This is a genomic window from Kitasatospora sp. NPDC086801 (assembly GCF_044745805.1).
Classification (GTDB): Bacteria; Actinomycetota; Actinomycetes; order Streptomycetales; family Streptomycetaceae; genus Kitasatospora.
The window spans coordinates 48,311-67,421 of record NZ_JBIVAX010000024.1 but is presented as its reverse complement, the minus strand read 5'-3'; the positions used below and the strand labels follow the sequence as shown (position 1 = coordinate 67,421).

Sequence of the window (19,111 nt, the reverse complement as noted above, 5' to 3'; positions counted from 1 at the left end):
GGGCCGGAGCACCCCGGCGGCGGGTGTGATCAGCGGTGGTGGTGGCTGCCCATGGGGTGGTCGCAGGCGCGGCACCGCCGGATGAAGAGGAGGCTCAGGCCGACGGTGACCACCGCCCCGAGCGTCACACCGGCCCCCCGCACCGTCTTGCGGGCCGCGTTGCCGCCGATCGAGCCGGTGCACCGCGAGCAGTTCTGGCATCCGGTCCGGACCGGGATCTTCTTCCCCACGACGCTTCCTCCCAGGCGAGGTCCCGACCAGCGGCCGGGCTCGTGAACGTCCCGTAGCAGCTTATAACTTGAGCTGTCGGCCCTGGCCCGGGCGGACGATCATCCACTCGACGGAGCGGCCCCGTCCGGAGTGGCCCCGTCCGGAGTGGCCCCGTGCGGAGCGGCCCCGTCGGGAGCGAGGACCTCGGCCACGAGCCGGCGCGCGTACGCGGGGTCGAGGCCGGCCGGACGGAAGAGGATGCGGTACATCAGGGGGGCGACGACGCCGTCCATGACCGCCTCGACGTCGGGGGTGTCCTCCCCGCGGCCGCTCGCCCGGCTCAGGACGGCGTCGACCTGTTCGGCCGCGTAGTCCGAGCACTGGCCGGCGTTGCCGCCGTCCGGGTCGCCGAGCAGGGCGTCGCGGATGTAGGCGCGGCCCGAGGGGGACGCCATCTCGTCGAGGAACTGTTCGGCCCAGGCCGTCAGGTCGGACCGCAGGTCGCCGTGGTCCTCCGGCGCCGTGTCGGGCCGCAGGCGCTCCACCGCGACGTCGGACAGCAGCTCCTGGAGGTCGCCCCAGCGGCGGTAGACCGTCGACGGGGTGACGCCCGCGCGCTGGGCGACCAGCGGCACCGTCAGCGCGTCGCGGCCCACCTCCGACAGGAGTTCACGTACAGCGGTGTGCACCGATGCCTGGACCCGGGCGCTGCGCCCGCCGGGGCGCACCATCTGTTTGCGACTCATGATAAACACCTTAAAGCACAATCCTTGCGTTTGCGGGGAGTGGGCCTGGGGTCCGATCGGCGTGCGGGCCGGGCCGGAGCCGTCCACTCCGGTCCGCCCGGTCCGGTCCGGCCCCGGCCCGCGCGCGGCGCTCAGACCGCCGGGCTCAGACCGCCGGGCTCAGGCCGTCGGGCTCAGGCCCGCCGGCGCGAGCGCCCGGGCGGGCTGCGTCCGTTCGTAGGCGTGGCCGACCCGCAGCAGGGTGCGCTCCCCGAGCGGTCGGCCGAGCAGTTGCATGCCGATCGGCAGGCCCGCCGCGTCCCGGCCGACCGGGACGGACAGGGCGGGCACCCCGGTGATGTTGGCGGGCGCGGACAGGCGCACATAGGCGTCGGGGACGCCCTCGACCGTGCCGTCGGGCCAGGTGACGGTCTCCTGACCGGTCCGTACCGCGGTGACCGGGACGGTCGGGGCGGCGATCACGTCGACCTCCTCCAGCATCCGGGCCCACTCCCGCCGCATGAGCGTCCGGGAGCGCTGGGCGCGCAGGTAGTCCCCGGCGGTCATCAGCTCGCCGGCCTCCAGCAGGACGCGGACGTCCGCCTGGTACAGCTCGGGCACCGTCCGCAGGGCGCCCTCGTGGTAGGCGGCGGCCTCCGGTGCCACCAGCCCCCACAGCGTCGCCAGGAGGTAGCGGGTCATCGGGATGTCGACGTCGACGAGCTGTGCGCCGAGTGCCTCCAGGTGCCCGATGGCGCGCCGGACGGCGGCCTCCACCTCCGCGTCGACGTGGTCGAAGTAGTAGGTGCGCGGCACGCCGACGCGCAGCCCCGCCAGGTCCGTGCCTGCGCCAGGCCGGTGGTCCACGGCGGGGGTGGCCAGCGAGGCGGGGTCGCGCGGGTCGTGTCCGGCGAGGGCGTCCAGGACGATGGCCGCGTCCTCGACCGTCCGGGTGATCGGGCCGACGTGGTCCAGCGACCAGGACAGGGACGTGACGCCGTGGCGGGGGACGAGGCCGTACGTCGGCTTGAGGCCGACGGCCCCGTTGAGCGCGGCGGGCACGCGGATCGAGCCGCCGGTGTCGGTGCCCAGCGCGAAGGTCGCGGCGCCCGCGGCGACGGCGACGGCGGACCCGCCGCTGGAGCCGCCGGCGACCCGGCCGCGGTCCCAGGCGTTGCCGGTCTGCGGGGTGGTCAGGCCGTAGGCGAACTCGTGGGTGTGCGTCTTGCCGACCAGGATCGCGCCGGCCGCGGCCAGCCGGGCGGCGACCGTGCTGTCGGCCTGCGCGCGGTGGTCGGCGCGGACCCGGGAGCTGGCCGTGGTGGCCAGCCCGGCGACGTCGATCAGGTCCTTGAGCCCCATCGGGACGCCGTGCAGTGGCCCCCGGTGGCGGCCGCGCGCCGCTTCGTGCTCGGCCTCGCGCGCCGCCCGGCGCGCCCGCTCCGCGGTGACCGTGACGTAGGCGCCGAGGTGCGGTTCGACCTGCTCGATGCGGTCGAGGACCGAGTCGACCAGCTCGACGGGGGACAGCCGCAGGGCCCGGATCTCCTCCGCGGCGGCGGCGAGGGAGAGCTCATACGGCTGCATGGTGCTCCTCCCCGCCCGTGCGGTGGGCGCCGTCCGCGCGGTAGGCGCCGGCGGGCGGGGTGTCCCCGAAGTCCAGCTCCCGCAGGACCGCGATGACGGAGAGGAGGTGGTTGGCGGTGGCCGCGACCGAGCTGTGGCGGTCGGCGGGCAGGGGGAGCCCGGCCCGGGCGGCCCAGCGGGCGGCCTCGGGCGGCGTGAGTTCGGTGGCGGGCCGTTCGGCCGAGGACATGGGCTTTCTCTCCTGATCGGGGCTGGTGCGAGGTGGCATCCGCGCCAAAAGCTAACGGTTTGCGTTAGGGCGACTGTAGGTTCTACGCTGACTTAACGCAAATGCATTGCGTTTACGGGAGGAGCCCCATGTCCAGCGCCACGTTCCCCGCCGCCATCCCCTCCTGGGCGGTGGGCGACGTCACCGTCCACCGCATCGACGAGATCCTCCTGCCACCCGTGACCGGGGCATGGCTGCTGCCCGACGCCACCCCCGAGGTGGTGACCGGCCAGGACTGGCTGCATCCCCACTTCGCCGACCACGAGGGCGCCCTGCGCCTCGACAGCCACAGCTTCGCGTTCTCCGTGGGCGGGCTGCGCGTCCTCGTCGACACCGGCATAGGCAACGGCAAGGAGCGGGCCAACCCGGCCTGGCACCACCTGCGGACCGACTACCTGGAGCGCCTCACCGCAGCCGGCTTCCCCCCGGACTCCGTCGACCTGGTGGTCCTCACCCACCTGCACGCCGACCACGTCGGCTGGAACACTCGGGAGGTGAACGGCGAGTGGGTCCCCACCTTCCCCCGCGCCCGCTACCTCACCTCCCGCACCGAGCGGGAGTTCTGGGCCGGCTACGCCATGGAGGAGGCGCGCGGCCAGATGTTCCGCGACTCCGTGCTCCCGGTCGAGCGGGCCGGACTGCTGGACCTCGTCGACGTCCCGGCCGAGGGCGTCGAGATCGCCCCGGGCCTGCGCCTGCTGCCCACCCCGGGCCACACCCCCGGCCACGTCGCCGTCGAACTGACCAATCGGGGCGAGGCGGCGCTGATCACCGGTGACTGCGTCCACCACCCGGTCCAACTCGCCCACCCCGCCATCGGCGCCTGCGTCGACATCGACCCGCGGCAGTCTGAGGCCTCGCGCCGTACGCTCCTCGACTCCCTGGCCGACACGGACACCCTCCTGCTCGGCACCCACTTCGCGCCGCCCACCGCCGGTCGCGTGCGCACCCACGGGGGCGCCTACCGGCTGCTGCCCGTCCCCGCCGCCTGACGCGGCGTTCGACCTCCCCAGGACGCTCGCACCCCTTCACCGGTTCTGCGCCTGGGGCCCGTCGGCCGCACCCCGATTGATCGGGACGGGCTTGCCGGGCAGGGGTGCTGAGCTGGAGTCGGCTCCCGGGGAACGATTTCCGCGCGATCTGTCGGTTATCTGGCGATACTGCCGCTGAGCTGCGAAATCTCGCTGGCAGCGGATGTCGATGATCCCCTAGAGTCGGCGCGCCCGCCCCGGTCGGGGCGCTGGCGGCACCGGCGTGCGTGTCCGAGCACGCGGCGATTCCAGGAGTTGACGATTTGATGGTGTGTGTGGCGTGCGGTGCGCGCCCCGTGGGGACGGAGAGCGGGCGTTGCTTCGGCTGCGCTGAGGCGGCCCCGGGCTGGGCGGCGGCGCTCCGACCGGCGAACGGCCTTGCCATCGCGGTCTACGTCCTGCTGGGGGTGAACGCGATGCTGGCGGCGGGGGCGGTCGTGGCCGGCCTCTGGTGCGATGTCCTGCTGGGCCGGGTGGTGGACGGCTCGGGCGATGTCGACCTCGATGAATACGATGCCCTCGACTCCCTGGCGAACGGGCTGGACGGGGCCTTCCTCCCGCTGGCGCTGGCCACCGCCGTGGTGTTCATCATCTGGTTCTACCGCATCCGCCAGAATGCCGACCTGCTGCTGCCGAACGGGCACCGCCTCGGACGCGGCTGGACCATCGGGGCCTGGGTCACCCCGGTCGTCCTGCTCTGGTTCCCCTGGCAGCTGATGGTGGACTGCTGGCGGGCGAGCGCTCCGTTGGACGCGGAGGGACGGCGCCGCGCGGTGTCGGAGAAGGTCCTGGTCCTGTGGTGGTCCACCTGGATCGGCGCGCTGGTCGTCGGCCGGATCGCCAACTCGATGATGAAGTACGTGGACGTGACGGTGATCGACGGCATGGAGGACCTGCGCGAGACCATTCGGGTGGACGCCGCCGGCTCGGCGCTGCGCCTGGTCGCGGCCGTCGCGGCGATCCTGGTGGTCCAGCGGCTGACGGTCATGCAGTCGGCGCGTCGGGCCGACATCAACCCGCTGGCCGCCAGGGCCGCCCAGGTGGCGGCCGAGGAGGCCCAGGCCCAGGCCCAGGCCCAGGTTCAGGCTCAGGCCGAGGTGTAGCCCAGGCCCAGGCTTAGGCCGCCACGGCGGCGGACTCGGAAGCTCCCTACACCGGCAGCAGGCGGGCGATCAGTTCGCCGAGGCGGCGGGCGTTACGGCAGGAGTGCATCTCCACGACGCCCGCGTAGGCGGCTGCGGCGGAGTCGCCGGTTCGCCAGAGGGCGGGCTGCTCGGGGTTGAGCCAGTGGACCCGCCGGGCCCGGCCGGCGATCCGGCGCAGCGCGTCCAGGTTCGGGTCGCGGTGGTTGTTGCGGGCGTCGCCGAGGATCAGCACGCTGGTGCGCGGGCCGACCGCGTCCAGGTGCCGTTCGGCGAACTCGCCCAGTGCGGAGCCGTAGTCGCTGTTGCCGTGGTGGCCCGTCACCTCGGCCTCGGTGACGATCCGGGCGGCGAGCCGGGCCGGGTCGGTGCCGCCGCGGGTCAGCAGGGCGGTGACCTCGGCGGTGCGGTTGACGAAGGCGAACACCCGCACCTTGCTGAACTGTTCGCTCATCGCCCGCACCAGCAGCATGGTGAAGTCGGCGAAACCGGCCACCGAGCCGGAGACGTCGCACAGCAGCACCAGTTCCGGCCGGGCCGGGCGGCGCAGCCGGTACGCCGGGCGCAGCGGCACCCCGCCGGTGGACAGCGAGCGGCGCAGGGTGCGGCGCAGGTCGATCCGTCCGCGTGCGGCGCGGCGGCGCCGGGCGGCCAGCCTGGTGGCCAGCTTGCGGGCCAACGGGTGGACGGTGCGGCGTAGTTCGGCGAGCTGGTCGCGGCCGGCGGCGAGGAAGTCGATCCGGTCGGCGGTGGGTGCGACGGCGCGTTCGGCGATCCGCTCGGCGCCGCGCAGTTCGGCGACCCGGCGGCGGGCCTCGGTGGCGACCAGGGCGCGGAAGTCCTGGATGCGGCGGCGGATCTCGTCGGCGAGGACGAGGTCGGACAGGTCCGGGGCGGTGGCCTGCTCGCGCAGGGCGGCGAGGATCCGGGCGAGCAGCGTCTCGGGGGCGAGCCGGCCGAGCGCCTGGTGGGCCGACCAGCCGTCCGAGGAAGGCGTGGCACCGGCGCCGTACCGGCCGAAGGCCTCCACGACCTCGCCGGCCAGCCGGGCCTGGGCGGCCCGGTCGTCAGCGGCCAGGGCGGCGGCGAGGCGCTCGCGCAGGTCGTCGCGCAGCGGGTCGGGGCGGCCGGGGCGCGGTGGCCGGGGGTCGTCCGGGAGTGCGGGCGGGTCGGCGCGGACGGCCTCGGGGGTGCCGACGCCGAGCGGGAAGAACAGGTCGAACGTGGCGTCGAAGAGGGCCCGTTGGGTGTCCGAGCGCAGCAGTGCGGCGGCCAGGCCGGCCCGCATCTGCGCGCGGTCGGCGAATCCGAGGACGTCGAGGACGGCGGCCGCGTCGACCGTCTCGGCGGGGCCGATCCGCAGGCCGTGCCCGCGCAGCGCGCGGACCAGGCCGGTGAGCCGGGCGGCGGTGTCGGCCGGGGGCGGGGCGGTGGTCATGCGGGGGTGAGCTTCTGCGCGGCCTTCCGGATGTCGTCCTGGTGCTTGAGGATCACCCCGAGGGTGTCCTGGACGACCGCCTCGTCGAGGGTGTCCGCGCCGAGCGCCAGCAGGGTGCGGGCCCAGTCGATGGTCTCGGCGACGGACGGCGCCTTGCGCAGGTCCATCGCGCGCAGCGCGCCGACCACCCGGACCAGCGAGGCGGCCAGCGTGTCGTCCAGGCCGGGCACCTTGAGCCGGACGATCTTCCGCTCCAACTCGGCGTCCGGGTAGTCGAGGTGGAGGAAGAGGCAGCGTCGGCGCAGTGCCTCGGACAGTTCACGGGTGGCGTTGGAGGTGAGCAGCACGAAGGGGCGGCGGCTCGCGGCGATGGTGCCGAGTTCGGGCACGGTGACCTGGAAGTCGCTGAGTACCTCCAGCAGCAGCGCCTCCACCTCGACGTCGGCCTTGTCCATCTCGTCGATCAGCAGCACGGTGGGCTCGTCGCCGCGGATGGCGGTGAGCAGCGGGCGGGTGAGCAGGAACTCCTCGCCGAAGATGTCGGTGCGGGCCTGGTCCCAGCCCTCGTCGCGGCCGGCGGTGATCCGCAGCAGCTGCTTGGCGTGGTTCCACTCGTAGAGCGCGCGGGCCTCGTCGATGCCCTCGTAGCACTGGAGCCGGACGAGCCGGGCCCGGCCGATCGCGGCCACCGCCTTGGCGAGTTCGGTCTTGCCGACCCCGGCCGGGCCCTCGACCAGCAGCGGCTTGCCGAGCCGGTCGGCGAGGAAGACGGTGGTGGCCACGGCGGTGGAGGCCAGGTAGCCGGTGGCGGCCAGCTGGTCGGCGGTGTCCGCCACCGATGCGAAGAAGCCCGTGCCGTCGCCGCTGCCGCTCATCTGCCCGCCCCGTTCCTGTCGGCCGTGTCCGTGCGGCAGCACCCTACCGGCCGGTCACTTCGCTGTCCCGGAGGGTTTCGGCGCGCGGGCGCGGGCGCGGGCGCGGGCAGGGGTCGGGTGCGTGGCGGGGGCTCGCTCGGGGGTCTCCGGAGGCCGGCGGGCGCGTCGGAGCGGCGTACGGCGACCAACGGGTGCCGTACGCCGCTCGTTCGTTCTCGCCTGACCGTTCCGTCAGTTGACGCAGGCCGCCCGGGGCGTCAGTTGACGAAGATGAGCGGGCTGCCCGCCACCGAGGTGTCGGTGACCGGGCCGTAGGTGGCGCTGAAGTAGCCGGTCGAGAAGCACAGGCCCGAGCCGGAGACCAGGTTGAACGGCTGGGCGGAGAAGCCGATGGTGTTGCCGGTGTTCGAGGTGGTGCCGGCGATGCCGGTGGTGGTCTGGTAGACGCAGTTGACGCTGCCGAGGATGGTGTTGAGCACCACCGTGGTCTTCATCGCGCCGGCCGCGCCGGGGGTGAGGGCGACCGGGTTGCCGGGGCCGTCGCCGACGGTGTTGGTGAACGGCAGGTTGTTGACGGTGATGCTCTTGACGCCGGTGACGCCGAGGACGTTGGAGGAGCAGGAGCCGAAGGTCTGGGTGTTGAGCTGCTCGACCGCGCTGCCGGGGGCGGCCGGGTTGGCCGTCACGGCGGCGGAGAAGGCGGAGTTGGCACAGCTGATGCCGCTCGTGCCGGTGGCGCTGCTGTAGAAGGTGGCGTTGGTGCCCGAGACCAGACTGGCGGCGAGGACGTCGCCGACGGCGACGTCCGGGCCGCTGCTGCTGCCGGTGGTCAGCACCGCGGAGCCGTCGGCCTGAGCGGGTGCGACGGCGGCGCAGGTGAGGGCGAGGGCGGCGAGGGCCGCGGTACCGAGCGTACGGCGAAAGCGCATGAGGGTGACCTCTCTCCGTGCGGAGACGTGGGTGGGGGTGGGCCCGCGGTGCGGGTGTGGTGGCGTGCACGGCGGGGGAGGTGCGTGGGCAGGGCGTGCCGGGAGCTCCGCGGGGCCGTGGTGCGGCGGGCCCGGCGCCACGGGCCCGCTCGTACGGCACAGCGGTGTGAAGGTGCGGACGTGCGCTGCGAGTGCAGGAGGTGCACGTCGGCGGCTGCCACCGCCGCGGGCCTGCGTCCGCTCGTGGTCCCGTGGCCCGGGCTGCTCGCCCGGGGCCGTCGGAGCCCCTGGAGGCCGTCCGGTGGTGACGAGGTCGCCCACCGGTTGGAAACCTGTCAGTGTTGTAAACCCGGTGTTGCGTCAATGTCAATACAGGTAACAGGAGTTGGTGATGGAACGGAAACACCTCCGAAGTGCCGACGTGATCCTGCTGCCGGGCGCGCGGACCGGTCGTGACCCGGCCCGGTCGATCAAGCGCGGCCCCAGCCGGCTGCCCCCGGGCGTGGTGGCCGCGACCCAGCGCGAGCGGCTGCTCGACGGGCTGGTCCAGACGGTGGCCGAGCGCGGCTACCAGCACGCCACGGTCAGCGACATCTGCCGCGCGGCCGGGGTGACCAGGCCGGTTTTCTACGAGCTGTTCAGCGGCAAGGAGGACGCCTTCCTGGCCGCGCACCGGCACGGCACCGGGGTGGTGCTCCGGCGGATGGCGGCGGCCTTCGCGGCGGAGTCGGACTGGTGCGCGGGGATCCGGCAGGCGCTCGGTGCGATGCTCCAACTGCTCGCGGGGACACCGGCCTTCGCGACCATGGCGGTGATCGAGATCGAGGCGGTCGGACCGGCCGGCCGCCGCGAGCGGGATCAACTCCTCACCCGGTTCCGGGCGTTCTTCGCCGATGTGCCCCAATCGCCGGGCGGTGTGCGGGTGGTGGAGCTTGTGGACGCCGTGGTGGGCGGCGTCTACAGCGCGCTCCACCGGCGGATCGACTCCGGCCGGACCGTTCAACTACCGGAACTCCTACCGGTGTTGAGCATGTTCTGTCTCGCGCCCTTCCTGGGCCCGGCGGAGGCGGCCGTTCGGCTCGGGTTGCCGATTGGTGAAGATCCTTCGTGCACCCGTATTGACCCGGCCGCTACCGGGCAGTAGCTTCCCAGTTACTCAAAGCGCGGCCTGACCGCGCCCGCCCCGCTGCCGAGGGACGGGTGGCCCGGTCGGGCCGTGGAACGCTGTCCGCGCCAGGGCACCGTGCCAGTGCCTGCACATCCCACCCACCCACAGGGAGCACACATGGCCAGGTCCGAGGACGCCGCCGCCGCGGCCGAGACCCCGGAGACGCCGACCGGCACCAGGAGAGGGCGGGTACGGTTCAAGCGCAGCGCCCTGATGGCCGTCCCGGCCGTCGCGGCGGGCGCCGTCCTGATGGCCCTCACCGCCCAGGGCGTACTCGCCGCCCAGTTCTCCATCAGCGGCATGCCGTTCACGATCACCGCGGACAGGCTCGACGGCAAGGGCTTCGCCCAGTTCGGCAGCCTGGACTCGATGATCCCCGACAGCCCCAACCAGGGCTCCACCGGAGGCCAGGTGCTGGTCGCGGTCTCGGCGATCAAGAAGGCCGAGATCACCAACCTGTGCCAGAGCGTCGACCTCGGCGGCGTCAACCTGGTGATCCACGCCGGCGACGGCGGCACCCCCGTCACCGCCACCGACCTCACCACCGACTCCGACATGCTGTCCGGCGACGCGGAGTTCAGCAACATCGAGATCGGCGGCGACGCCAGCACGTACACCAAGGCCGGCGACAAGGGCAAGGGCAACCCGGGCGTCTTCGGCCAGCAGGCCGACACCGTCGTGCTGACGCACCTCAACCAGCACAACTACGCGAGCACCGCCGTCGGGTTCAAACTGCCCAACCTGCGGCTGAGCTTCAGCTCCAAGGGCTGCTGACCGTGGCGGAGTCCGTGCCGGAGCCGGCCGGCCCCGGCGGGGGCGTCGCGGAGGGGGCCGTGGGGACGGCTTCCACCCCCGCTCCCGTCACCCGACCGGTCAAACGCGACTGGCGGGGCCAGCGGCCGTTCTGGGGCGGGCTGCTGGTGCTGTTCGGCGGCGCCGAGATCCTGTTCATCCTGCGCGCCCCGCTGCCCGTCGTCCTTCACGTCGGGATCCAGGGGCTGGCCGGCTACCTGGTGCCGGCGGTGATGGTGCTGTGCGGCCTGCTGATCCTGTTCAACCCGGCCCAGCGGCTGTTCTACTCCATCCTCGCCGTGCTCGCCTCGCTGGCCAGTTGGCTCACCTCCAACTTCGGCGGCTTCCTGATCGGGATGCTGTGCGGCCTGGTGGGCGCCTGCCTCACCTTCGGCTGGCTGCCCGATCAGCCGCTGCGCCGGGGGCGGCAGCGGCGGGAGGATCGGCGCCAGGAACGCCGGTCCGCCCGGACGGGTGCGGCCGGGATTTAGGTCGTGTCCGGGGGCACGGCGCCCCGCGCCCGGACGGCGCCCGCCCCCTGGTGAATGGGAGAGCACCAGGGGGCGGGGCCGTCGGGGCGGGGCGCCGGGGCAGGGGGAGTGCGGCGGTGGATCGGCGCGGTCAGATCGTCGCGGCGTCGATCACGAAGCGGAACCGGACGTCGCCGGCCAGCACCCGCTGGTAGGCCTCGTTGATCTGCTCGGCGCGGATCAGCTCGATCTCCGCGGTGATGCCGTGCTCGCCGCAGAAGTCCAGCATCTCCTGGGTGGCCGGCAGCCCGCCGATCATCGAGCCGGCCAGCGAACGGCGGCTGGAGAGCAGCGCGTGCGCGTTCACCGTGACCGGCTTCTCCGGCGCGCCGACCTGCACCATGGTGCCGTCGGTGCGCAGCAGGCCGAGGTAGGCGCTCAGGTCGAGGTCGGCGGAGACCGTGTTGACGATCAGGTCGAAGGTGCCCGCGAGCTCGGTGAAGGTGGCCGGGTCGGAGGTGGCCCGGTAGTGGTCGGCGCCGAGCTTCAGCCCGTCCTCGCGCTTGCGCAGCGACTGGCTGAGCACGGTGACCTCCGCGCCCATGGCGTGGGCGAGCTTCACGCCCATGTGGCCGAGCCCGCCGAGGCCCACGATCGCGACCTTCTTGCCCGGGCCGGCGCCCCAGTGCGCGAGCGGCGAGTACAGCGTGATGCCGGCGCACAGCAGCGGCGCGGCGGCGTCCAGCGGCAGGTTGTCGGGGATGCGCAGCGCGTACCCCTCGTCGACGACCAGCTCCGAGGAGTAGCCGCCGTAGGTCGGCAGGCCGTCGTGGCCGACGCCGTTGTAGGTGAAGACGGTGCCGCCCTGGCCGGTGCAGTACTGCTGGAGGCCGGCCCGGCAGTTGTCGCACTCCCGGCAGGAGTCGACGAAGCAGCCGACCCCGACCCGGTCGCCGACCTGCCAGCGGGTGACGCCCGGGCCGACCTCGGTGACCACGCCGGCGATCTCGTGGCCCGGGACCATCGGGAAGATGCCGGTGCCCCAGTCCTCGCCGACCTGGTGGATGTCGGAGTGGCAGATACCGGAGAACTTGATGTCGATCACGATGTCGTGCTCGCCCACCGCCCGGCGGGTGACGGTGGCCTTCTCCAGCGGGGAGTCGGGCCGCGCCGCGGCGTAGGCGGCGACCGTGCGGGTGGTGCCCTCGGTGCCGTGCTCGGTGGTGCTCGTCGTCGTTGCGTTCGTCGTCGTGTTCGTCATGCCCCCAAGCCTGCGGCGGCGCGGCGCGGCCAACCAGACCAGAGGTCTTCGTACGAACCCCGTACGTAGGGACGGCGTACGTAGGGACGGCGTACGTAGGGGCGGTGGACGTAGGGGCGGCGGACGTACGACCACGGAACGTACGCACGGCAGTGTCACCCTGGCACCCGCCCCCGCCGCCCGGATCCCCCGCATACTGCAGGCATGGACCAGCGCACCGAACTCAGCGAGTTCCTCCGATCCCGCCGCGCCCGGCTGCGGCCCGAGGACGTGGGCCTGCCGGACAGCACCACCCGGCGGCGGGTGCCCGGCCTGCGCCGCGAGGAGCTGGCCCTGCTCGCCGGAGTCAGCACCGCCTACTACACCCGGCTCGAACAGGGCCACGGCGAGAACGTCTCCGCCGCCGTCCTGGACGCCATCGCCCGCGTGCTGCGGCTCAGCCCCGCCGAGCGCGAGCACCTCGGCCGGCTCACCAAGCCCGCCCGCCGCCGCTCCGGCCGGGCCGCCGCCCGCCCGCAGCGGGTCCGGCCCGCGCTCCAGCAGCTCCTGGACGCCATGGAGGGCGTGCCCGCGTACGTCCTCGGCCGGCGCCTGGACATCATCGGGTGGAACCGGCTCGGCACCGCCCTGCTCGGCGACCTCGCCGCGATGCCGCCCGAGCAGCGCAACATGGCCTGGCAGCTCTTCCTCGACCCGGCCACCCGTGAACTCTACGAGGACTGGGACGGCAAGGCCACCGACGTCGTCGGCATGCTGCGGCTGGACGCCGGGCGGGATCCGGACGACCCCCGCCTCGCCTCGCTGATCGGCGAACTCTCCCTCAAGAGCGCCGACTTCCGCCGCCTCTGGGCCACCCACAGCATCCAGGACAAGGGCCACGGCACCAAGCGGCTGCACCACCCGGTGGTCGGCCGGCTCAACCTCCAGTACGAGACGCTGCGCCCGGCCGGGGACGTCGACCAGGTGCTCGTCACCTACCACGCCGAACCCGGCTCCAGCTCCGCCGAATCCCTGCGCCTGCTGGCCAGTTGGGCGGCCACCGAGTTCCACCCCGAGCCCGCCGGGACGACCCCGGCCGAGCCTGCCCGGTAGCACCCCGGTCCAGGTCTTCCGCCGGGGCGTCCCGCCGGGCCTCGGGTCAGGGCGTCCCGCCGGGCCTCGCGTCAGGGCCTCGGGTCAGGGCGTCCCGTCAAGGGGTCGATGGTCCCGGGTCCGATCGGGGCCATCGACCCTTCTCGCCGGTAACCGGGCGGCGGTTGACTGGGCGGGTCATGGACACCACCACCAGCGGCACCACTGCCGAGTACGACCGGCTGATCGCCCGCCACCACGCGATGCGGCTCCGCCGCCAACTCCTCACCCCTGCCTCGCCGTTCGGTCCGGATCAGGCCGACGCCGACGAGTGCGGCGGCGCCGACGGCTACGACGGCTACGACGGCGCCGCCGACCAGCGGCTGATCCGGCGCGACCTCGGCCTGCTCGACCCGCTCTCCGACCTGATCGACCACCTCTACGCGGTCATGTTCCGCCGCCGCCCCTACCTGCGCCCGCTCTTCCCCGCCTCGATGGAGTTCCAGCAGGCCCACCTGGAGCGGATCCTCCGCCACCTGGTCGACCACCTCCACCACTCGGCCGAACTGGCCTCGACCCTGCGCCAACTCGGGCGCGACCACCGAAAACTGGGCGTCCGGCCGGTCCACTACGAGGCCTTCGAGGAGGCCCTCTGCGCGGCGATCCGGCACCGGGCGGCCGCCCGGTGGAGCGAGGAGATGGAAGCGGCCTGGGTCCGGATGCTGCGCTTCGCCGTCGGGGCGATGACCGCCGGTGCCGACTCCGCGCTCACCGAACCCCCGTACTGGCACGCCGTGGTGACCGGCCACGAGCGCCGCCGCCCCGACCTCGCCGTCCTGCGCGTGCGCACCGGCGAGCCCTACCCGTACCGGGCCGGACAGTACGGCACGGTCGAGCACCCGGCGCTCCCGCACACCTGGCGGCAGTACTCGATGGGCTGCGCGCCGCGCACTGGCAACGAGTTGGAGTTCCACGTCCGGCGCACCGGGCCGGACGGGGTCAGCGCGGCCCTCGTCGACCGCACCGGCGTCGGCGACCGGCTGCGCCTCGGCCCGCCGCGCGGCGGCCTGCTGCCCGAGGACGACACCCGCGACCTGCTGCTGGTCGCGGGCGGCACCGGACTGGCGCCGATGAAGGCCATCGTCGAGCAGCAGGCCGCCCGGCGCCCGCGCGGCCGCCGCGTCCACCTGTTCGTCGGCGCCCGGGACCGCAGCGACCTCTACGACTGGTCCGCCCTCGCCGAACTCGGCCTGCACAAGCCGTGGTTGGCGCTCACCCCGGTCACCGCCGGTCGACTCGCCGACGCCGTCGCGGGCGCCGGGGACTGGCGCGACCACCTCGCCTGCGTCAGCGGCCCGACCGGCATGGTCGCCTCCGTCCGCTCCGAACTGCTCGCCGCCGGGCTGCCGTTGGCCCAGGTCCGCTACGACCAGGCGCTCTCCCGGTAGCCGTACGGGGCCGGTACCCGTACGAGGCCCGTACCCGTACGGGGCCGGTATCCGTACGGCCTATCGGTAGCAGTAGGAGTCCGAGGAGGCGTCGCCGCCCGCGAGGTGGGTCTGGTGCACCCGCAGGCCCCGGAAGTCGGCGCCGTGCGGGAAGAAGCGCTCGTCGACGCTCAGCCCGCCCGCCTCGGTGTCGGCGTCCAGCTTGACGATCCACGGCTCGATGCCGTCCGGGTAGAACTGGTCGTCCCAGGCGCCGTAGAGGGAGTTGGTGAGGTAGAGCCGGCGCCCGTCCCGGCTGATCTCGACCATCTGCGGGGCGCCGCTCAGCGGGCGCCCCGGTGCGGCCGGGTGCGGGGTGCGCGCGACGACCCCGCCCAGGCGCACCGAGTCGGCGAGCCGGGGGTGGAACGGGTCCGAGACGTCGTACTGGAACAGCTCGCCGGTGCCCCACGCGGACACGTACAGCCAGCGGTCGTCCACCGACAGGTTGATGTCCGTGATCAGCGGCGGCACCGCGCCGAACGGCTGCAGCGCGGGCGGCAGGTCCTCCGTCTTGGCGGGCTCGGCGGGGATCTCGATCACCTTGCGCGCGGTGAACGCCGGGCCCTCTCGGTGCCAGAGCCAGACGGAGGCGGACAGGTCCTCGACGTTGGTCACCACTCCGGCGAAGCCCCACTCCGCCTGCGGATCGTGTGCCGGGCGCAGCTCCAGCACCATCTGGTACTGGTCGCCGAGGTCGATCCGTTGCAGGTGCCGCCCCGAGTCCAGCTCCCAGAAGTGCAGCGCGTGCCCGTACTTGCGGCCCAGCAGCAGCTCCGGGACGACCCCGCCCTCCACCATCCAGGGCGTTCCCCACTCGCTGGTCACCCCCACGTTCGTCCCCAGGTGCCACCAGACGTCGTACGCGAAGTGCTGCGGCCCGCGCTCCGTCTCCCAGGCCCGCAGCACCTCGAAGGTGGTGTGGTCCAGCAGCGCCACCCCGCCGGGCCCGTCGTTCCCGTCCGCGCCGCCCAGGCAGGACAGGAACACCCCGTCCGGCCCGCAGTGCAGGGTGTGCGGGCGCGAGTAGCCGGCCTTGGCGGCGAGTTCCCCGGCCTCGACGGTCTTGACGAGGCGCGGCCGGACCGGGTCGGGCCGGGTGTCCATCACGTGCAGCCGCGAGGAGCGCAGGCCCGGGAGGAGGAGGTAGCGCCGCTCGGGGTTCTCGTGGCAGGCGTGCGCCAGCGCGCTGGAGCAGGCGTTCCACCCGAAGTGGTGCAACTCGTCGCCCAGAGTGGGAAGTTCGGCGAAGTTCAGGACCTTCCCGTAGCTCGCCGACGCCGGGTCGGTGTCCACGGTGAGCAGCGCGTCCGGCCGCTCCCCGGCCCGGTCGAACCCGGCGACGTACGCCAGCGTCTCCGGCGGCGCGGCGATCGCCTCGGCGGCCGAACGGTACAGCGACGGATCGGTGTGGCCGGCCTGCGGCATGTGTTCTCCTCAACTCGCCTGCGTGACAACCGGAGTTGGATCTGTCCGGGTAGCGTTCCACACGACCACCGGCGCACAGCAGGCGCACGGGGAGCGGTCAGGAGGTGCGCGCGGCCGCGCTGCTCCGGCGCCCGACGGGCAGCCCCGGGCTACCGGCCGGTATTGTCGGGGTCCTGGATCGGGAGCACCTGCGACGGACGGCAGGTCGGAGTAGAGGACGGGCGCGGCGCAGATGGAGTTTCGGGAAGACATCCTGGGTGCCCCCTACGAGGCGGCCGAGCTGACGCTGCGGCCGGACGCCGAGGGGGAGGTCTGCGCGACGCTGGTGCGGCGGGTGGTGCCGGGGGCGGAGCGGGCCGTGCTGTACGTCCACGGGTACAACGACTACTTCTTCCAGACCAACCTCGCCGATCACTTCGCCGCGCTCGGGTTCTCCTTCTACGCCCTGGACCTGCGCAAGTACGGCCGCTCCCTGCGCCCGCACCAGTCGCCGAACTTCGTGCGCGACCTCGCCGAGTACGACGAGGAGATCGACGAGGCGGTGCGGATCATCCGCGAGGTGGACGGGCACCGGCGGCTGCTGCTGAACGGGCACTCCACCGGCGGGCTGATCGGTGCGCTGTGGGCGGGGCGGCGCTCGGGGCGCGGCCTGGTGGAGGGGCTGTTCCTGAACAGCCCGTTCCTGTCCATGCCGGCCGCGCCCGCCGTCCGCACCGTCGGCGGCCCGGCCGTCACCGCGATCGGGCGGCTGGCGCCGACCCGGGTGCTGCCGTCGACGCTCAACCCGCACTACACGCACAGCCTGCACAAGGACCACGAGGGCGAGTGGGACTTCGACCTCACCCTCAAGCGCCCCGAGGGCTTCCCGCTGTACGCGGGCTGGCTGTCCGCCATCCACCAGGGCCACCGGCGGCTGCGGCACGGCCTGGGGATCGACGTGCCGGTGCTGCTGATGGCGTCGACCAGGTCGATCGCGACCACCAAGTGGCACAACGCCCTGCACCACGCGGACGCCGTGCTGCGCGCCGACGACATCGCCGACCAGGGCCCGCGACTGGGCCGGCACGTCACCATCGTCCGGATCGAGGGCGGCATGCACGACCTGGTGCTCTCGGGCGAGGCCGCCCGCACCCAGGCCTTCGCCGAGCTGGACCGCTGGCTCGCCGCCTACCTCGACGTCCGGCCGGCGGACGTCCGGGCCGTGGGGGAGAGCGCGTGACGGACGAGCCGGTGCCGGTCGGGCGCCACACCGACCTCGGTTTCGCCAAGCTCATGCCGGACCTCGACCGGGACGGTGGCTGGCTGCTCACCCTGGACGGCACCCCGCAGTCCTACGTCGACCTCGCCGACCCGACCCACCTGGAGTTCGAGTACACCCGGCGGCTCGGCCACCTCGCCGACGCCCTCGCCCCCGCCGGGCGGCCGCTGGACGTGCTGCACCTCGGCGGCGGCGCGCTCACCCTGCCCCGCTACCTCGCCGCCACCCGCCCCGGCTCGCGCCAGCGGGTGGTCGAGGTGGACGGGCCGCTGCTCGACCTGGTCGCCGAGCACCTGCCCTGGCAGGGGCCCGGCGCGGACATCACCGCGACCGTCGGCGACGCCCGCGCGGCCCTCGCCGAGACCCCGCCCGGCACCCGGGACCTGGTGATCGCCGACGTCTTCCACGGCTCCCGCACCCCCGCCCACCTCACCTCGGTGGAGTTCCTGCGGCTGGCCGCCGCCGCCCTGCGCCCCGGCGGCTGCTACGCCGCCAACCTGGCCGACGGCCCGCCGCTGGCCTTCGCCCGGGCCCAGGCCGCGACGGTCGGCGCGGTGTTCCCGTACACCTGCCTGGTCGCCGAGGCCCCGGTGCTGCGCGGCCGCCGGTACGGCAACATCCTGCTCGCCGGTTCGACGGCGCCGCTTCCGGCGGCCGAGCTGACCAGGCTGCTGGCCGGGGACATCTTCCCGGCCCGCCTCACCGACGGCGCCGACCTGGCCGCGCTGGTCGGCCGTACCGCGCCGGTCACGGACGCCGACGCCACCGACTCCCCGCCCCCGCCGGACGGCGCGTTCAGCATCGGCTGAGCGGCGTCGGCTGGGCGGTACCGGCTGACCGGCATCGGTTGGGCGGTACCGGCCGAGCGGCATCGGCCGAGCGGCGCGGCGGCCCGGGCCTCCCCGTGTCCGGGGTGTCAGAATCGGCGGGTTCATGCCGGAGTGTGGAGCACGTCCGAAGGAGTGAGCGATGAGCGGCGGGGAGCGGCCGGAGTTGGCGGAGGTGCCGGAGACGGCGTTGTGGACGCTGTGGCACCGCGCGGTGGAGGCGCGGCGGCCGGACACGGTGCTGGAGGACCCGAAGGCGGTCGAGCTGGTCGACCGGATCGACTTCCCGTTCGCGGAGCGCTTCGGGGACGGTGCGCTGGTCAGCCAGTTGCAGGCGCTGCGCGCGGCCTGCTTCGACCGTGAGGTGGCGGACTTCCTCACCCGCTGCCCGCGCGGCACCGTGGTCGGTCTCGGGGACGGCCTGGAGACCCAGGCGTGGCGGGTCGACAACGGCCGGGCGGACTGGCTGTCGGTGGACCTGCCGGAGACGGCCGCGCTGCGGGAGCGGCTGCTGCCGCCGGACGAGCGGCGCCGGATCCTCGCCTGCCCGGTCACCGACCCGGGCTGGATGGACGAGGTGGACCCGGCGCGCGGGGTGATGATCTGCGCCGAGGGCCTGCTGATGTACCTGCGGCCGGAGGAGGTGCGGGCACTGATCGCGGCCTGCGCCGAGCGGTTCCCCGGCGGGTCGATGGTGCTGGACGCGGTGCCGCGCTGGTTCAGCGCCCGGACCGTCCAGGGCAAGCTGCGGACCCGGCACTACCAGGCCCCGCCGATGCCGTTCGGCATGGACGCGGACGAGCGCGGCAAGCTGGCCACCGCGCACCCGGCGGTGACCGACGTGCGCGAGGTGTACCCGGAGGGCGGGCGGGGCCTGCTCCGCGCCCTGCTGCCGCTCGTGCGCCGGGTGAACGCGCGGCCGTCCGTGGTCGCACTTCGCTTTGCCGGATCTTGAAGAACGGCTGGTCACGCGGGAACCATGGGGCACCACCGCACGTCGTAACCACGGGTGATCGGCCGGGGGGACAGGCCGCCCGGCACGTTAGGCTGCCCTTATGGGGAAGCGGCCGCGTTGCCGCCATCGGACAACCGCCGGGACCGGCGTGCGGCACCGCTGAGGGCCGCGCCGGCTCCGACCTGCCAC

General features: G+C 73.9%; 19 protein-coding genes. 10 read left to right on the top strand and 9 right to left on the bottom strand.

The features are described from left to right. Nucleotides 1–29 precede the first annotated feature (29 nt). The 4 genes from ACIPLC_RS23660 to ACIPLC_RS23645 all read right to left on the bottom strand — a co-directional run bounded on the left by ACIPLC_RS23660 (nucleotide 30) and on the right by ACIPLC_RS23645 (nucleotide 2,751). Complete coding sequence (locus ACIPLC_RS23660; protein ID WP_400474990.1) at nucleotides 30–230, bottom strand: hypothetical protein; 201 nt, start codon at nucleotides 228–230, stop codon at nucleotides 30–32. 99 nt (nucleotides 231–329) lie between these two features. After that, nucleotides 330–956, bottom strand: coding sequence for a TetR/AcrR family transcriptional regulator (locus ACIPLC_RS23655; RefSeq protein ID WP_400474989.1), 627 nt, complete (start codon nucleotides 954–956; stop codon nucleotides 330–332). Nucleotides 957–1,115: 159 nt separating this feature from the next. Beyond that, nucleotides 1,116–2,522, bottom strand: a complete 1,407-nt coding sequence (locus ACIPLC_RS23650) for an amidase (protein WP_400474988.1) — start codon at nucleotides 2,520–2,522, stop codon at nucleotides 1,116–1,118. Then, nucleotides 2,509–2,751, bottom strand: coding sequence for a hypothetical protein (locus ACIPLC_RS23645; protein ID WP_400474987.1), 243 nt, complete (start codon nucleotides 2,749–2,751; stop codon nucleotides 2,509–2,511). Before ACIPLC_RS23645 ends, ACIPLC_RS23650 begins: the two co-directional genes overlap by 14 nt. A gap of 128 nt (nucleotides 2,752–2,879) precedes the next feature. On the opposite strand from ACIPLC_RS23645, the gene ACIPLC_RS23640 reads away from it, so the two are divergent. Continuing rightward, entirely contained in the window at nucleotides 2,880–3,782 is a 903-nt protein-coding gene (locus ACIPLC_RS23640) for an MBL fold metallo-hydrolase (RefSeq protein ID WP_400474986.1), read from the top strand. 335 nt (nucleotides 3,783–4,117) lie between these two features. Continuing rightward, nucleotides 4,118–4,924: a DUF4328 domain-containing protein gene (locus ACIPLC_RS23635; RefSeq protein ID WP_400474985.1), complete on the top strand. Its 807-nt coding sequence runs from the start codon at nucleotides 4,118–4,120 to the stop codon at nucleotides 4,922–4,924. Nucleotides 4,925–4,970: 46 nt separating this feature from the next. On the opposite strand, the gene ACIPLC_RS23630 is transcribed toward ACIPLC_RS23635, so the two are convergent. The 3 genes from ACIPLC_RS23630 to ACIPLC_RS23620 form a co-directional block, all read right to left on the bottom strand. After that, a complete protein-coding gene (locus ACIPLC_RS23630) occupies nucleotides 4,971–6,401 on the bottom strand; it encodes a VWA domain-containing protein (RefSeq protein ID WP_400474984.1) in 1,431 nt (476 codons plus the stop codon). Next, nucleotides 6,398–7,276 (bottom strand): AAA family ATPase, encoded by an 879-nt coding sequence (locus tag ACIPLC_RS23625; RefSeq protein WP_400474983.1) that lies wholly within the window; start codon nucleotides 7,274–7,276, stop codon nucleotides 6,398–6,400. The genes ACIPLC_RS23630 and ACIPLC_RS23625 overlap by 4 nt, the downstream gene beginning before the upstream one ends. A 257-nt stretch (nucleotides 7,277–7,533) precedes the next feature. Beyond that, entirely contained in the window at nucleotides 7,534–8,205 is a 672-nt protein-coding gene (locus ACIPLC_RS23620; protein ID WP_400474982.1) for a Tat pathway signal sequence domain protein, read from the bottom strand. Nucleotides 8,206–8,596: 391 nt separating this feature from the next. Between ACIPLC_RS23620 and ACIPLC_RS23615 the strand changes: the two genes are divergently transcribed. From ACIPLC_RS23615 to ACIPLC_RS23605, 3 genes are all read left to right on the top strand, one after another. Continuing rightward, nucleotides 8,597–9,349, top strand: a complete 753-nt coding sequence (locus ACIPLC_RS23615; protein ID WP_400474981.1) for a TetR/AcrR family transcriptional regulator — start codon at nucleotides 8,597–8,599, stop codon at nucleotides 9,347–9,349. 141 nt (nucleotides 9,350–9,490) lie between these two features. Continuing rightward, the gene (locus ACIPLC_RS23610; protein ID WP_400474980.1) at nucleotides 9,491–10,147 is read left to right on the top strand and encodes a DUF6230 family protein; all 657 of its coding nucleotides are present in this window, start codon (nucleotides 9,491–9,493) and stop codon (nucleotides 10,145–10,147) included. Nucleotides 10,148–10,206: 59 nt separating this feature from the next. Continuing rightward, nucleotides 10,207–10,656, top strand: a complete 450-nt coding sequence (locus tag ACIPLC_RS23605; RefSeq protein WP_400474979.1) for a DUF6114 domain-containing protein — start codon at nucleotides 10,207–10,209, stop codon at nucleotides 10,654–10,656. A 130-nt stretch (nucleotides 10,657–10,786) separates the two neighbouring features. Here ACIPLC_RS23605 and ACIPLC_RS23600 read toward each other — a convergent pair whose 3' ends face one another. Continuing rightward, nucleotides 10,787–11,896 (bottom strand): NAD(P)-dependent alcohol dehydrogenase, encoded by a 1,110-nt coding sequence (locus tag ACIPLC_RS23600; protein WP_400474978.1) that lies wholly within the window; start codon nucleotides 11,894–11,896, stop codon nucleotides 10,787–10,789. Between the two features lie 204 nt (nucleotides 11,897–12,100). On the opposite strand from ACIPLC_RS23600, the gene ACIPLC_RS23595 reads away from it, so the two are divergent. Then, nucleotides 12,101–12,988: a helix-turn-helix domain-containing protein gene (locus tag ACIPLC_RS23595; RefSeq protein WP_400474977.1), complete on the top strand. Its 888-nt coding sequence runs from the start codon at nucleotides 12,101–12,103 to the stop codon at nucleotides 12,986–12,988. A gap of 179 nt (nucleotides 12,989–13,167) precedes the next feature. Beyond that, nucleotides 13,168–14,415: a globin domain-containing protein gene (locus ACIPLC_RS23590; protein ID WP_400474976.1), complete on the top strand. Its 1,248-nt coding sequence runs from the start codon at nucleotides 13,168–13,170 to the stop codon at nucleotides 14,413–14,415. A 60-nt stretch (nucleotides 14,416–14,475) separates the two neighbouring features. On the opposite strand, the gene ACIPLC_RS23585 is transcribed toward ACIPLC_RS23590, so the two are convergent. Continuing rightward, nucleotides 14,476–15,882, bottom strand: a complete 1,407-nt coding sequence (locus ACIPLC_RS23585; protein WP_400474975.1) for a selenium-binding protein SBP56-related protein — start codon at nucleotides 15,880–15,882, stop codon at nucleotides 14,476–14,478. A gap of 232 nt (nucleotides 15,883–16,114) precedes the next feature. Between ACIPLC_RS23585 and ACIPLC_RS23580 the strand changes: the two genes are divergently transcribed. The 3 genes from ACIPLC_RS23580 (at nucleotide 16,115) to ACIPLC_RS23570 (ending at nucleotide 18,922) form a co-directional block, all read left to right on the top strand. Then, entirely contained in the window at nucleotides 16,115–17,101 is a 987-nt protein-coding gene (locus tag ACIPLC_RS23580; RefSeq protein ID WP_400474974.1) for an alpha/beta hydrolase, read from the top strand. A 53-nt stretch (nucleotides 17,102–17,154) separates the two neighbouring features. Then, nucleotides 17,155–17,949 carry a fused MFS/spermidine synthase gene (locus ACIPLC_RS23575; RefSeq protein WP_363373491.1) on the top strand — a complete coding sequence of 265 codons (795 nt, stop codon included), beginning with the start codon at nucleotides 17,155–17,157 and terminating at the stop codon, nucleotides 17,947–17,949. Nucleotides 17,950–18,109: 160 nt separating this feature from the next. Continuing rightward, nucleotides 18,110–18,922, top strand: a complete 813-nt coding sequence (locus ACIPLC_RS23570; RefSeq protein WP_400474973.1) for a class I SAM-dependent methyltransferase — start codon at nucleotides 18,110–18,112, stop codon at nucleotides 18,920–18,922. The last annotated feature ends 189 nt before the right edge of the window (nucleotides 18,923–19,111 follow it).